At 43.2% G+C, this 14,599-nt stretch carries 13 protein-coding genes; 4 read left to right on the forward strand and 9 right to left on the reverse strand.

The annotated features are described in order from the left end of the window. Positions 1-14 precede the first annotated feature (14 nt). Together DN752_RS03580 and DN752_RS03585 are read left to right on the forward strand one after the other, a co-directional pair. The gene (locus DN752_RS03580) at positions 15-1,793 is read left to right on the forward strand and encodes a RagB/SusD family nutrient uptake outer membrane protein (RefSeq protein ID WP_112782712.1); all 1,779 of its coding nucleotides are present in this window, start codon (positions 15-17) and stop codon (positions 1,791-1,793) included. Between the two features lie 329 nt (positions 1,794-2,122). Then, the gene (locus DN752_RS03585; RefSeq protein ID WP_245949525.1) at positions 2,123-2,788 is read left to right on the forward strand and encodes an endonuclease/exonuclease/phosphatase family protein; all 666 of its coding nucleotides are present in this window, start codon (positions 2,123-2,125) and stop codon (positions 2,786-2,788) included. 80 nt (positions 2,789-2,868) lie between these two features. Here DN752_RS03585 and DN752_RS03590 read toward each other — a convergent pair whose 3' ends face one another. The 6 genes from DN752_RS03590 to DN752_RS03615 all read right to left on the reverse strand — a co-directional run bounded on the left by DN752_RS03590 (position 2,869) and on the right by DN752_RS03615 (position 7,601). Further along, entirely contained in the window at positions 2,869-3,240 is a 372-nt protein-coding gene (locus DN752_RS03590; RefSeq protein WP_162633096.1) for a lipocalin-like domain-containing protein, read from the reverse strand. Positions 3,241-3,568: 328 nt separating this feature from the next. Further along, the gene (locus DN752_RS03595) at positions 3,569-4,147 is read right to left on the reverse strand and encodes a hypothetical protein (protein ID WP_112782714.1); all 579 of its coding nucleotides are present in this window, start codon (positions 4,145-4,147) and stop codon (positions 3,569-3,571) included. 231 nt (positions 4,148-4,378) lie between these two features. Next, a complete protein-coding gene (locus DN752_RS03600; protein ID WP_112782715.1) occupies positions 4,379-4,951 on the reverse strand; it encodes a hypothetical protein in 573 nt (190 codons plus the stop codon). 360 nt (positions 4,952-5,311) lie between these two features. Further along, complete coding sequence (locus DN752_RS24355; RefSeq protein WP_162633097.1) at positions 5,312-5,515, reverse strand: hypothetical protein; 204 nt, start codon at positions 5,513-5,515, stop codon at positions 5,312-5,314. Positions 5,516-5,806: 291 nt separating this feature from the next. Continuing rightward, complete coding sequence (locus DN752_RS03610; RefSeq protein ID WP_162633098.1) at positions 5,807-6,619, reverse strand: DUF6973 domain-containing protein; 813 nt, start codon at positions 6,617-6,619, stop codon at positions 5,807-5,809. A 478-nt stretch (positions 6,620-7,097) separates the two neighbouring features. After that, positions 7,098-7,601 (reverse strand): DinB family protein, encoded by a 504-nt coding sequence (locus DN752_RS03615; RefSeq protein ID WP_112786406.1) that lies wholly within the window; start codon positions 7,599-7,601, stop codon positions 7,098-7,100. 910 nt (positions 7,602-8,511) lie between these two features. Here DN752_RS03615 and DN752_RS03620 point away from each other — a divergent pair. Continuing rightward, entirely contained in the window at positions 8,512-9,204 is a 693-nt protein-coding gene (locus tag DN752_RS03620; protein ID WP_112782718.1) for a 2'-5' RNA ligase family protein, read from the forward strand. 140 nt (positions 9,205-9,344) lie between these two features. Next, positions 9,345-10,373, forward strand: a complete 1,029-nt coding sequence (locus DN752_RS03625; RefSeq protein WP_112782719.1) for an endonuclease/exonuclease/phosphatase family protein — start codon at positions 9,345-9,347, stop codon at positions 10,371-10,373. Positions 10,374-10,740: 367 nt separating this feature from the next. On the opposite strand, the gene DN752_RS03630 is transcribed toward DN752_RS03625, so the two are convergent. The 3 genes from DN752_RS03630 to DN752_RS03640 all read right to left on the reverse strand — a co-directional run bounded on the left by DN752_RS03630 (position 10,741) and on the right by DN752_RS03640 (position 14,445). Further along, on the reverse strand, positions 10,741-11,529 hold the full coding sequence (locus tag DN752_RS03630; RefSeq protein ID WP_112782720.1) for a gluconate 5-dehydrogenase: 789 nt from the start codon (positions 11,527-11,529) through the stop codon (positions 10,741-10,743). A gap of 215 nt (positions 11,530-11,744) precedes the next feature. Beyond that, positions 11,745-12,584 carry a 5-dehydro-4-deoxy-D-glucuronate isomerase gene (gene kduI, locus DN752_RS03635; RefSeq protein ID WP_112782721.1) on the reverse strand — a complete coding sequence of 280 codons (840 nt, stop codon included), beginning with the start codon at positions 12,582-12,584 and terminating at the stop codon, positions 11,745-11,747. 652 nt (positions 12,585-13,236) lie between these two features. Next, complete coding sequence (locus tag DN752_RS03640) at positions 13,237-14,445, reverse strand: DUF4861 domain-containing protein (protein WP_245949446.1); 1,209 nt, start codon at positions 14,443-14,445, stop codon at positions 13,237-13,239. Between the last annotated feature and the right edge of the window lie 154 nt (positions 14,446-14,599).

Raw genomic sequence — 14,599 nt, forward strand, 5'->3', positions numbered from 1 at the left:
AACGACCTCAAGCAATGAAAAATATCAAAAAACTATTTGGATCCATTGTCCTGGCAAGTGTGGTCGCTGCTGGCTGCGCCGAACTGGACCAATATCCTGAGGCCACTACTTCAAAAAGCGCTGTCTTTAACAGTGAAAATGGCCTTAACCTATATGCAAACTCCTTCTATAACGCCCTGCCCACGGCCAGAGATATTCACGCTGGAGATGAAATGGCGGACTATGCTGCCCGGACACAGGTGCCGGATTTTATCCGGCCGGGCAACTATAACCCTTCTCAAAGTAGCGGATGGAGCTGGGAAGACCTTCGGAATATCAATTACTTCCTAGAAAACAACAACAGTGAAGAGGTAAGCAAGGAAACCAGGAATCATTTTAACGCCCTTGCCCGCTTCTTTAGGGCTTTCTTCTACTTCGAAAAAGTACAGCGCTTCGGTGATGTGCCTTGGATCAATACTCCCATGGCCGTAGATGATCCTGCACTATTCGATGGCCGTGATCCGCGGACCTTGGTAATGGACTCGGTCTTGGCAGATCTGGACTACGCCATTGCCAATATCCGTCAAGGAGAAAACGAAAGCCGAAGCCTTATCACCAAAAATGTAGTGTTGGGCATTAAGTCTCGTGTTTGCCTCTTTGAAGGCACCTTCAGAAAGTACCATGAAAATTATGAGCTGACGAGCTCAGTGGAAAAATGGCTCAATGAAGCGGCATCCGCTGCCAAGCAAGTAATGGATAGTGGGGATTTTACCCTGTACAAAGGTGCTGGAGAGGACTTTTCCTATCGCTCATTATTTATCAGCGAAAAACCCGTAGCACAAGAAATCATGCTCGCCGTCGTAATCGATCCCTCCCTTAGCGTATTTCATGATGCCAACTGGTGGTGGACCAGTTCCACTTATGGTGCCAGGGTGAGTTTGACGAGAGATTTTATCCGTACCTATCTAAATGAGGATGGCACGCCATTTACGGAGCTTTCGGGACATGAAACCATGACCTTTATGGAAGAAACCAAAAACAGGGACAAGAGGTTACAACAGACCATCAGAATGGGCGACTACACCCGTACCAATGCCGGTGCCGTCGTACCTGCCCCACCGATATTTTCCTATACCTACACTGGCTACCAACCTATCAAATGGACGCTGGACGATATGTACTTTGATGGAGGCAACAGGAACACCAATAGTGTAAGTATGCTTCGGTACGCAGAGGTGTTGCTGAACTACGCCGAGGCCAGAGCCGAACTGGGTGAATTTACCGAAGCAGACTGGCTACTGACCATCAGAGCACTGCGCGAAAGGGCTGGCATCACCGGAAACCTTGGCATGCCTACAATGTCTGATCCTTACTTACAACAAACCTACTTTCCCGAAATAGCGGATCCTGTTCTGTTGGAAATCAGACGAGAACGAGGCATTGAACTGGTTTTTGAGGGATTTAGGTTTTATGATATCGTCCGATGGGACAAGGGGGAATTGATGGAAATGCCGTGGAATGGCTTCTATGTACCTACACTCAACACTCCACTAGACCTCAATGAAGATGGAGTTCTTGATGTAGCATTTTACACCCAACTGCCATCCAACCAAGTGGACGGAGTGACCTATATCAATGTCAGTGAAAACATTGACTCAGGGATAAATCCACAGCAACTGGACGAAGGCAATAAGGGAGAAATCCATTGGCTGGACCATCAGCCACGCGAATGGGAAGAAAAAAACTACCTCTATCCTATTCCTGAGAATGACCTGCTGATGAATCCTGCGCTGGGACAGAATCCAGGCTGGTAATTCCAGAAATAACCAGTAAATTGGCCGCGGACAGACCGGTGATAGACAGGAATGTCCACCAGTGCTTTCTGCGGCCAATCAATTATTGACACACCTTTCTTTAAAAACTAAAAGTCCATTAAAGTGACCAACAACCGATTCAAAACTTATCTGATAGCAGTCTTTGCACTGCTGGGAGCATTTATTTTATCACTGAGGGCCCAGGCACAAAGTGAAGAGCTCACCGTTGCTACGTTCAATATTCGCTATGACAACCCTGGTGATGCCCCAACAACTGGGACCACCGCAAGGAGGTAGTAGTCGACCTGATCAAATTCCATGGCTTCGACATCTTTGGGATCCAGGAAGGACTAAAGCACCAAGTGGAATACTTGGACGAACACCTGTCCAGCTTTGCCTACGTCGGCGTGGGCAGGGATGACGGGAAGGAAAAGGGAGAATACTCCGCCATCTTCTATAACGAGGAGAAATTTGCGGTGCTTGAAAGCAATACCTTTTGGCTTTCGACAGACACCACCAAGCCCAACAAAGGTTGGGACGCAGCTCTTCCAAGAATCTGCACCTGGGCCAAAATGGAAGATAAATCCAGTGGCCAGCAGTTTTATTTCTTCAATACGCACTTTGACCATGTAGGTACAGAAGCGCGCCAAGAAAGTGGCAAGTTGATTCTCAGCAAGATCAAGGAAGCTGATCAAGCAGGCATCCCTGTCATGCTTACGGGGGATTTTAACGTGGACCAAGAAAACCCCGCTTACCTGCTTTTGGAAAATTCCGAAGAACTCAAGGACTGCTATAAAGCCGCAGACCTCCGCTACGCCAACAATGGCACCTTTAACAGCTTCGACAACAGCAAAAGCACAGACAGGCGCATCGACCATGTCTTCGTGAGTGAATTCCTCGATATCAAAAAGTATGGTATCCTTACCGATACCTACCACAATCTTTATCCCTCCGACCATTTCCCAGTGATGGCGGTGATCAAATGGGATTATTAGGGTGTATTTAGTATTTAGAAATAGGTCCAAGTCTTTCGACTTGGACCTAAATTTCATAAGTCTACTCCTGTAATTCCATTTCACTCTACCCTTTCGTATTCAAGAGCACCTTGCTTTTTATTGGAAATGATCCGCTTTTTATCATCCATATATTCAATTACAAAATTCACCTTCATCATCATCACTTTCACGGTTAGTTTTTTGTTGTTGTCGGAGAGCTTCCAGCTTCCCTTGGTCTCTTTACTACCGATTATACTAACAAAATCATTTCCCTCTTTAAATACCTGATAGACTTCATCCGTCTTAAACTTCGAATGGATGTTCTGCTCTTTTCCCTTTTTGGTCCATTTGACAAGCTTCCATTTGCCGATTAGCTGATCAGCACTTTGGGCTTGGACTTGAAGGCTACCTACAAAAAAAAGCAGCATAATAGTGGCTAGTACTTTAGTCATGGTTCTGGTGTTATGGTTGACAAACAATATGTTACACTTTCAAATTAACCCTTTATATTAAAAAACACCAAAACAACCCCATTTTTAAAGTAAAAAATACTGATTCCCCTTCTTAAACAACTTGTCAAAATAATCATCCAATCTGGTCCAAGTCTGGAGACTTGGACCTAAACTGAAAAAAGTCTCCAGACTTTTACTCCCAGTCTAAAAACTGACCAAAGTTTACACCCAAATCACCATTTCGTTGAAGACCCGGACGATGGCAACAAAGCAAAATCCACCTGCCACTACCCATTACTGCCATTTGAGTATTTTATAACTACATAGACTAAAACCTGTAACCGACTTTAAACGAAAATGTAAAAAAGATCACAACGGCATCATCATTATAGGTAACCTCTTCGTCCAAAGCATAATAATAGCTTAAGCCAGTGATCGCCTCGTAGTTAAAGTGATTGCCAATATTTCTTCGTATGCCCCACATGGTACGAAAGGAAATATCACTGATCAAATCAGAGGACTTGGGATCACCAATGACAAACCAATCTGGATGATGTGTGATTTTTAGGGACACAAAATTACCACTGTTCCCATCGATCCTTTTGGATTTATCTAGCCTCTTGCTCAAATTATAATACCACCTAGGCTCCACAGTAAGTGCTGGAACGAGCAAAAAAGCTGCATTATCGTAATAATAATGATTCCAAATGTTACCGTCCAAACCTAACTCAGTCCTTAGCACAATCGTATTGGACAGCTTGGATTCATTATGTGCCCACACCCCCAATAGCCCTGCTTGCACACCATACATCGATTTCTCCACACTGGCCTTCTGTGTCTGGGCTTGGAGCAATGCCGTAAACGGCAACAATAGTAGTAGAATAAGTAGTAGTCGCTTTGTTTTCATCTTTTTATAAAATTGTTGTAGTCTCCAACATAAGGTCTTTATACTACAAAATGGTAAACCCCGCCTACTCATCCCTACGCAATATGACAAAAATCACCCTTTCAATACTAGCTGGTTCAAGTCTTCAGACTTGAACCTAAACTAAAAAAAGTCTCCAGACTTTTACTCTCTATCTAAAGACCGACCAAAGTATGCCTCCAAGTCACCACTTCGTTAAAGACTTGGACGATTTTATTTAATATGATATCCAAATCTAAGGGAAATAAACCCAATGGTATCTCCTGAATTTTCGGTATATCCAGCACTTTTATAAAGCAAGTATTGGTAACCAATTCCAATTCCGGCCTCAAAATTAAACTGGCTTCCCACATTACGGCGAATCCCCCACATCGGTACCAATCCTATATCAGGGATTACGGTCACCCCTGATCCAGCACCTACGGTAAACCAATCAGGATGATGAAATGCCTTTAGGGTTACAAAATTTGCACTGTTCATTGCTGTTCGCTTGAGCCGTCTCGTTCTTTTTCGGATATTATAATACCATCGTGGCTCTAGGGAAAGTTCTGGAAATAGGATGATACCTGATGTATTATACAAGTCATTTTGCCATATTCCTCCGTTAAGACCTACCTCGGTCCTTAGCGCAATGGTATTGGACAGCCTGCTTTCATTATATCCCCAAAAGCCCACCAAACCTGCCTGCACCCCATAAATTGATCTTTCCACACTTGCTGTCTGGGCTTGCACCACCTTGGTAAGTGGTAATAAAAATAGAACAAGTAGTAGTCGCTTTGTTATCATCTTTTTTAAAATTGATTATGACCTTCAACATAAGGTGTTTATACTACAAAATGGTAAACCCCACCTACTCATCCCTACGCAACATGACGAAAATCATTCTTTCAATACTAGCTGGTTCAAGTCTGAAGACTTGAACCTAAACTAAAAAATGTCTCCAGACTTTTACCCAGTCTAAAGACTGGCCAAAGTATGCGTCCAAGTCACCACTTCGTTAAAGACTTGGACGATGGCAATAAAGCAAAAATCCACCTGCCACTTTCTAATAAAAAAGCGACAAGTGGATTTCTTCCTCCATAATCAATACTGACTACTCCATACCCAAACTATCTTTCCCAGAAAAATAGCGGCTCGATGCCAAGTTTACTGCTGCCTGACTCCAATAGAATCCTCGGAAACAGTCACCCAAAAAAGACCACTCCCTGATATATACCCATTGGTAAAATACCCCATATTGCTCTTGACGGAAGTATTTCCCTCCAAAACAATTTCAAAATCCCCCTCTCCTCTTAGGTCAGGTCTTTGCCAAACATGGTAGACACTGTCCTCAGCCATAATTGAAATCATGACCGAGTCTTTTTTATCATATCCCACAAACACTTTTAGGTTCTGATCCGTCTGACTTAGGTTACGGATTCCGAGTTTCAAATCTTTCGCACCACTTCCTGAATCAACCAAGGAGCAAGCTGAGCACAGCAATATAATTGCCGTGAAATAGATTAACAAGGTTCTATTATCCATTTTAACATTATAAATCTTTAAAATATACAAGTTTATTATGGCTTATAGCTTTTACAACATTTACGTCTTTGGTGACTTTTAGGGCTATATCAGCTTTTGCTTCTAATGCATATTTAATTACATTATCATCTGGACATTCCAGCCACTTTTTGGTAAACCAAAGTTTCCTCTTTTTCTTTTTGATTTCAGCCACACTTCGAAAATACTCCCTACCAAAAAAATTATTATGAAGATCCATCTCTTGATCATAATCGGGATACCATCTTTTTCATTGCACAATTCATGGATAGAAGTAAACTCTTGAGCTAATGTAAGGCCTTTTAATATATCCTTTTTACTATCGGCATAGTATTTGGCTATCAGCGCGTTCCAAGCTGCATGTCGAAAAGCATCGCTTTTTGTTTGACCAAAGTTTCCTCCATAAATATCATATTCAAATTTCTCACTTTGTTCCTTGGCCTTCATTACAGCAGTAGCTGCAGTCGGCCTTGAATACAGGAACCAAAATTCCTCACCACATGCTGCTCCCCCATAATAATTTACTCTTGAAACCAAAGAAGATTCAGTACCTGCCGAAATAGATAAAATTTCCAAAAATATGTCATACTGCAAGTTTTTTTCATAATATTCCTCGATAAGCTCGATGTTTTCTGCTAGCTGCTCATCGGTTAGTTCTGGGAAATCTTCCCTGATCCGTTCGATATCCTTATCATTCATATTGTAAAGGTCTGGATAATTTTCGAGAGCCTTTTGTTCAGCTATAACAAGCTCTTCCAGTGATGGGTAACTCACTGTTTCAAGGGTGGCATTTACCCGACCTACAGTCGAAGAAACTTTGCTCAAATATAGCTTTTGATAATCCTCAAGCGTATAATTCAACGCTTCAATAGCTCTGCCCTTATGATTAACCTTAAGCCCTTTATAATCCACCAATACCTCAAGCTCACCAGAAGAGACTTTTGGTTCTTCCTGCCCTACATCCTGGCAGCTATTAAAGATAAAGGAGATCAATACTAGCATCCAAGCAACATGCCTAAATCTCCGTGTGTGTGTAGATTCGTGGAATTTTCATATTATAAAACTTATTTGTTGAAAATAATTATTAACCAAACTTAATTATTACAATAAAAAAAATTGTAAAACCCACCTACGCAAATCTACGCAACATGACGAAAATCATTCTTTTAACACTAAACTGGTCCAAGTCTTCAGACTTGGACCTAAACTGAAAAAAAGTCTCCAGACTTTTACCCAGTCTAAAGACTGGCCAAAGTATGCGTCCAAGTCACCACTTCGTTAAAGACTTGGACAATGGTAATAAAGCAAAAATCCACCTGCCACTTTCCAATAAAAAAGCGACAAGTGGATTTCTTCCTCCATAATCAATACTGACTACTCCATACCCAAACTATCTTTCCCAGAAAAATGGCGGCTCGATACCCAAGCTTCTAAGGTACACATACCCTTGTCCGCGGTGATGGATCTCATTGTCCACAAAATACAGCAAGGTGGCATAATTGCTGTTTTCATATTGGCCAAAGGCTACCTCTACCTTCTGGAAGCGCTCAGAGGTGATGCTAGGCCATGTTTCGTCGATTACCTGCGTCGCCTTGTCCCAAAGCTCCAAAAGGCCTTCTTTGGTCGTAGGCATGGATTTGGTGTGGTCAAACTCCTCTACTTTTTCCCATTCCCCGGAGGCCAGTCCCTTCACCCCGGGCACAGCGATATCGATCATCTCCATGGCCAAATGGGCAAATGGACGCATCCCTCCGACAGAATAATCAAACAATTTGTCCTCAGGAAATAATTCAATAGTCCTTCTGGTCAAATTTCTGTGTCCTTGCCAATGCGCTAACATCGCTTCGGTCGAGATAAATAATGCTTGGCTGGTTGCTACTGATTCGGTTTTCATAATGGTGTTCTTTTTAAAAGGTTTAAGATCAATCATATTGTATTACAAAGAAAACACCGACCAGTGACAGCCCTATGTCAGTAGGGTTTGGAAAATTTGAAAAATTTTAAAATTGGAAAATCAAGAGATTGTGAGGGATTACAAACCTCCAGTATTTTGACTTCAGGTCTGTACTTCCTTATTAGTAATGTCCAGATCAATTATTCGTTTTCATTTTTACATATTATTATAATTATTGAGTCAGAGACTCAACGCTTGTCAGTGCTGGGGCAGAGACCCAGCACAACCCAACTATCTAATGTCCTGTATCTTCAAACACCGCAGAAGTCATTCATGGGTACCTCATGCCCAACAAAGGAATTTTCTATTCTGCCTTGAGGTATTTGACGTTAAGAAATCAAAGAAGTGGACTGGAAAAGAGGCAGGCTCCCCTGACGTGAATCAGCACAAAAAGTAGGTTTGCTGCTCAAATGGTTTACCTGGCTTCCTTTAGGTCTACCTAGCTTTTAGACAGGAGGAGTTTGCCTGCGCGAGTGCTGGCTTTGATTTTAACCCGGATTATGCGTTAGGAATCGTAGTGAGAGCTGAAATTGCAAGAAAATCAGTTAGTTTGGAGGCATTAGCGTAGCACCGCTACGGTTATGCCGAAAACTAAAGTGAAACGACTGATTTTGAAGCAGTTTAAGGTCGCAACAGATAGGCTAATGCATATTCCGGGTTTAATCAAATAGCTCACCGCAGCGGGTTTTTTTGGTTACTTTTTTGACCTGAAGCAAAAAAGTAACAAGGTGACAAAGTGATAGTCACGCTATAATTTGGCAAACAAAAGAAAAGTTACCCACAGTAAATCATATAAAACTGTTTTTTCTTATTTTTATTCCTAATCAGAAAATCACGACAACTGTTATCAATGAAGCTTAAATCTCATTACGAATCACTTTTTCAATCCGCTCGTCAACAATTAATCCATGACCAATACGAGGTAGATAAAAAAATCGACAACCCTTCCGATTCTAGGCGTGGCATCACCCTACTGGCCCGACCTGACCATCACTGCAAAACTAAGATCACTGCTTTCTTGGACGAACTTCAGCTACTTGATCCCTCACAATATTACTATCCCCAATCCGACCTGCATATCACGATCATGTCCATTATTTCCTGTTATGCGGAGTTTCAGCTTGAGCAAATAAACCCAAAAGAATACATCAGCATTATCCTCGACAGCCTCCGTCATATCCCCCCTATCAAGGTCCACTTTGCAGGTGTCACGCTAAGTCCTGCGGGAGTATTGGTACAGGGATATCCAGATGGGGAAGCCCTTCAAGAGCTGCGGGATCGATTACGCGAACACTTCAAGTCCTCCACCCTTCAGCAAAGCCTGGACAAGCGTTATACCATCCAAACAGCCCATAGCACCATCATGCGCTATAGACATCCGTTAAAAAACAAAGATAAATTCCTCCAAACGATCGAATCCAATAGGCATACTGACTTTGGTACTTTTACCGTAAGCGAACTGGAATTGGTAGTTAATGACTGGTACCAACGCAAAAAAAACGTACTGGTACTCCATCAACTACCGATCCCCTCACAGCACTGAGCAACAACGACTTATCAAAAAATACCCCATTTACGGTATTTTATTCCAAGGTAGAATATGGTAACTTGCCGACATCATTAAGTGAATAAAAAGAAACTACTACTCCTTTTTTGATTTGTTTTCATCAAACTCACTTAGCTATGCCTAATTTACGAGAATTCAGTTTGGTTACGTTTAACCTCTATAATCTCAACCTTGCTGGGCATTCGATGTATCGGGATTATGATGGCTGGAGCGATGAGCAGTATGAAAACAAAATTACCTGGACATCCTACATGCTCCACCTGCTACAGCCGGACATTTTTGGTTTTCAGGAACTTTGGCATGAGGATGCGCTTAAAGAAGCCTTTGAACGGGCAGGCCTGACAGCATCGTACGATATCCTGTGTCCTTCTCATCATGATGGAAACAAGATAATCTGTGCGGGCGCTGTCAAAAAGGGACTTTTGGAAGGCGAGCCGGAATGGCTGGAAACCTTTCCTGAGAAATTTATCTTGAAAAGTGCCGGTGATGATCCCCAGACGCCTGATATCTCCGTACAAATCTCGAGTTTTTCTAGGCCAGTGCTCCATTTTAAAGTAAAACTCCGCGAAGACCGTGAAGCTGTATCGGTATTTGTGGCACATTTAAAGTCCAAGGCTCCTACTGCCATCTACCGGGAAGGTTGGTACCGCGATGATTATGATTACTATAAAAACCACTCCGAAACCCTGGGATATACCCTATCCACCATCAGAAGGTCGGCAGAGGCGGCTGCTCTACGCATGATCATCTTGGACAAATTAAAACATACTGACCTGCCAGTCATCGTGTTGGGAGATCTTAACAATTCCCAGCTCAGCGATACCCTGAACATCATGACCGGTCAGCCCCGATACTTACAAGGGCTCTCCTCCGGAGGTGGTGATGCAGACCTCTACACGGTAGCGACCTTGCAGGAATACCGCAGCCTCAGGGATGTCTACTACACCCATATTTTCCAGAATATCAGAGAATCGCTCGACCATATTTTGGTCTCACAGGAGTTTTATGATAATTCCAGAAAACGGATCTGGGCATTTGATGGAATGGAAATCTACAATGATCACTTGGCTGACGAAAACCACAAAGATACTGGCACCAACGACCATGGAATCGTCAAAGCTACGTTTAAGTACTCCCCTGCTTAAACCCAGAATCAATGCCGTTTAGTTAAGAAGATTTTCCAATACGGATCGTCCATTGAGAGAGTTATGATTTTAATCCATGGCCTTTTAAAATATGTACAAAATGGATCCGCCTTGCAAGTATTGGACGTTAAGGAATTAAAAAGCAGGCGGGCAAGAAGGCAGGTTTGTCTATCTCGGTGCTAGACAGGTTTACCTAGCTTTTAGATAGGAGGAGTTTGTCTGCATGAGGGAAGATTTTAATTTTAGGCCAATAGATGCACAACGGAAAGAATTCCTTATTCTCCTATCTCAAGCCTCACATCTTAAAAACTTAAAAAGCCCTCTCAGAAATGTCCAAGAGGGCTTCAATCAGTTAGTTTTCACATAATTACTCTTCGCCATGTGGCTTGCCGATAGTGGCCAAGATACCACCGTCTACATAAACGATTTGTCCATTGACGAAGTTACTTGCTTGACTGGCCAAGAAGACCATCGTGCCCTGAAGGTCCTCTGGATCTCCCCATCTTCCTGCAGGTGTTCTGTTGATGATAAAATCATTGAACGGATGACCGTCCACACGGATCGGAGCAGTCTGCTCAGTAGCAAAGTACCCTGGCCCAATACCATTTACTTGGATATTGTACTTGGCCCATTCTGTTGCTAAGTTTCTGGTCAGCATTTTCAGTCCACCTTTGGCGGCTGCGTATCCAGATACTGTATTACGACCGAGCTCACTCATCATGGAGCAGATATTGATGATCTTGCCCCCACCTTTTTCCTTCATGCCTTTGGCCACACGCTTGGACATCAGGAAAGGAGAAACCAAGTCCATGTTCACCACTTTGGCAAAATCGGCCACTTCCATTTCGAGCGCAGGAGTACGCTGGATCATGCCGGCGTTGTTTACCAAAATATCGATGGTGCCAAATTTACTTTCTATCTCAGAAAGCTTTTCGTCAACTTCCTTTTCATTGGTTACATCAAAAAGGTAACCGTGCGCCTCGATGCCATCAGCAGCATAGTCTTCCAATGCTTTTTCCATCTTGGCAGGTGTATGTCCATTTACGATCAGGGTGGCACCACTCTTTGCCAATGCCTTTGCCATGGCCATTCCCAAGCCATGGGTCGCTCCTGTGACAAGCGCTACTTTTCCTGATAGATCAAATAATTCTTTCATGTTTGGTTATTGGTTAATTAGTTATTCGGTAACTGTGTAATTTGTTTTATTGTCCACGGTCGACAGTCCACTGATGCATACATGTTGTCCCGCTGTCTCTGGCCTGCCTGGGCAGACAGGCGCGGGACTGAATAGCTTGGAATATTTACTCCGCTTGGGCCAAGATACCTCCGGCTCAATCTAGCGGAACCAACATTACATCGGGCACAGTTTCCTTACTTCATGTCCTTTACGGCCACTTTGTCCATATCACCATAATCCAGGTTTTCTCCGGCCATACCCCAGATAAAGGTATAATTGGAAGTACCTGAACCTGCGTGGATGGACCATGCTGGAGACAATACTGCTTGATGGTTTTTCATCCAGATGTGTCGCGTCTCCTGAGGCTGTCCCATATAGTGACAAACCGCCGCTGATTCGTCCAGATCAAAATAGAAATAAGCTTCCATTCTTCTGTCGTGGGTATGCGCAGGCATGGTGTTCCATACACTTCCTGGCTTCAGTTGGGTCATGCCCATCTGCAGCTGGCAGGATTCGACTACACTGTTTACGATCAGCTTGTTGATCACACGGTGGTTAGACTCCTCCATAGAACCAAGCTCTACTTTTTCGGCATCTTCCAATCCTACTTTTTTGGTCGGGAAAGAGGTGTGCGCTGGTGCTGAATTAAAGTACAAAAATGCCTGTCCTTCTGTGGAAGGGTTAAAAATCACTTCTTTCACCCCACGCCCTACATAAAGGGCTTCGCGTGTATTTAATTTATGATCGGTACCGTCCACGGTGATCAGCGTTGGCGCACCTACATTGATCACGCCCAACTCACGACGCTCCAAGAAGTAATCGGCTTTCAGCTGATCTACAGTTTCCAGCTCCAAGGATTTGTTTACTGGAGCAATTCCGCCAACGATATAGCGGTCAAACATAGAATAAACGCCGGTGATCTTATCGTCCTGAAAGATATTTTCGATCAAAAAATGATCCCTTAATTTTTGGGTGTCATAGCCTTTGACATCTTCAGGATGCGCTCCGTATCTGGTTACGATGTTCGTATGCATGTTAATTGTCTATTTATATAATTAGAAAATAATTTTTTCACTTTAAAACGGTCTGTGCAATCGATTACCCAATGTCGAGTCACCGCCTATTTCAATTTCCCTATATCCTCTTTCAGCTTACCGAAAAAAGGAATACAAAAACCTACAATAATACAACTCAATAGGGTTTTAATCCCTCGATTACCTGTCTGGAAAACAAAACTAACATATTTCACGAGAAAAGAAACCCGCACAGTATGGCGAATGGATGCCCTGTTCTCTAAATTAATGCCGTTTGATTTGGCAATCCTGGTAGCACTACCATGAATATGCTTTAAAATCAACCGCTACGTTTTAGAAGAGATTGCTTCACTCCATTACGCTGCGTTCGCAAGGACGCTATCGACAAGTTACTGGATGTACTTCCCTGATTAGTGTTGACCGGATTAATATTAGTTTTCATTATCAATTATTGTAATCGCTAGTCATTTACTAAAATCCTATTGTGTTTCTCTTTGCTCCAAAATAACCCCACCTAACCTCCCCGCCGTGGCGGGGAGGATTCTCACGTCTCACATCTCATGTCTCACCCTTGGCTCTTTCCTCTTTGTTCTTGGTTCTTTATTCTTGGCTCTTTGTTCTTGGCTCTTTCCTCTCCTTTATATACTATCCATCACTTTACACTTACTTCCAGTGGTTTTTCCAGTCCTTTGGCAAACTTCTTCAAGTAAGCATCCCATTCAGCCACATTGGCAAATTGACCACTTTTCTTCCAGCCAAATCCGGCATAGTAACTTACCTTTCCTTCATCAGGCTTGGTCATGATCAGCAGTTGGCTCCCATCTGGGTAATCTACTCGGTGGTCCTTTGATCCAATAACCTGGGCAGGATCGATGATCACTCCCAGTCCTAGTTCGCTTTTGTCCATTGGCTCCCAATAGCGGAAAATCCCCTGATCATCGTTCATTTTCACATCCCCCTTGCCTTCATGCAAAGTAATGCCCATCGTAACATTGGGGACAGAAGTTTCGCTTTTTACCGTAGTCACAAAATGGGTCATGTTACTGCCTAGGTCCAAGCTAATGCACTTGGTTTCAGCCACCATCTTACCGTTCGCCTCCCACGGCGCATAGGTCAGTTCAAAAAGCGTCCTGATCGGGCCCACAGCGATCCGCTCATAGCTCACGAAATTTCTTGAAGTATATAGAGAGTCGTTTTCCCAAATGCCAATCCCCCCTATTCCGCGACTGGAACCTACATGGTAAGGATCATAACCTTCTCCTCGGTCAATATGATAAGCACCTACGTTCTCTTCATTTTCTTTGTACCATTTATCGATAATCGGATAGTCCACACGTTTCAGCCAGCAGTCAATCCCACTCGATAGGGTACCTCCTGGTTCATTCTGTTCTATCCTGCGCTGGGCATCGGGACCATACGTACGGAAGGCCACGCGGTCATTTTCCCATGTATAATCATCCGTACGCTCTGGGACAAAGCGTGAAAAGGTCTGCTGCTCGGAAGTAGGCTGCTGCTCTCCTTCCTCCAGAGGACGTACGGTATATGTCCCTGAGCCACCTGCTTCCAAGTTGACCTGGAACAGCCACTGATCCATGGTCTTGTCCCCATCCAGGTCTACCCACTGATTCAGCAGGAGTCCGCCTTGAGCATCCGCAACCACAAGTTTTTCGGCCCCATATTTCTCTATTAGTGGTTGTAAATCTGCAGCATTTACTTCCACAGTACTTGAAGTTTTGGCCACTTCGGCTGGATTTTTTACTTCGATAGTTAACGAATCGGATGGGGTTTGGCAGCTGGCCAGCATCAACGTCATTCCGCCGAATGCCACCGCTCCTTTTTTGACCAAATTACACTTGGACATAAGATTAATGGTATTTTTCATGAAGATGAATAAGTCTTTATAATCCCAAAAAAACAGTTTATTCTACTAATGTAACGATGCCACGATGGCATCTGCAAGTGAAGGCTAAAATATATGCTCCATTAGCAAAAATTAGTGCTTTCTCCCCTATTTC

The sequence above is a fragment of the Echinicola strongylocentroti genome (assembly GCF_003260975.1).
Lineage (GTDB): Bacteria > Bacteroidota > Bacteroidia > Cytophagales > Cyclobacteriaceae > Echinicola > Echinicola strongylocentroti.